The organism is Salinimicrobium oceani (assembly GCF_012037645.1).
In genome coordinates, this window is sequence record NZ_JAAVJR010000538.1 from 1 (window position 1) to 475 (window position 475).

Genomic DNA, 475 nt, shown 5'->3' on the forward strand with positions numbered 1-475 from the left:
GATATCATTGCAAAACATACAGGACAAACTTATGACAAGATCCATGAGGACAGTGACAGGGATTACTGGATGAAAGCCGATAAAGCTTTGGAATACGGAATGATTGATGAAATTTTGACGAGGGACTAATGCCCCGATAAAAAGAATGTAGAGAAGCCTTTTTTAAGGCTGCAACAAAAAATTTATGGCAAAAGAAGAATTAGAATGCTCCTTCTGCGGAAGGAAAAAGCCTGAAACCAACCTGCTCATTGCCGGGCTGGATGCTCATATCTGCGATCGCTGTATTGAGCAGGCCCACGGTATTGTCATTGAGGAATCAAGACAGGATGGGACAGGAGAGCTTTCTTCAGAATTAAAACTGAGGAAGCCCAAGGCAATAAAATCATTTTTAGATCAATATGTAATAGGGCAGGAGCACACTAAAAAAGTTTTGTCTGTAGCAGTTTATAACCACTATAAGAGGTTATTGCAACCA

General features: G+C 40.4%; 2 protein-coding genes. Both read left to right on the top strand.

Translation table 11 applies throughout. From position 1 onward, the window contains the following. Positions 1 to 129 (top strand): ATP-dependent Clp protease proteolytic subunit (locus tag HC175_RS18125; protein ID WP_209310076.1); only part of this gene is annotated, 129 nt, incomplete at its 5' end. Positions 130 to 184: 55 nt separating this feature from the next. Further along, positions 185 to 475, top strand: a 291-nt coding sequence (locus tag HC175_RS18130) for a ClpX C4-type zinc finger protein (protein WP_317172358.1), incomplete at its 3' end; no start/stop codon positions are given.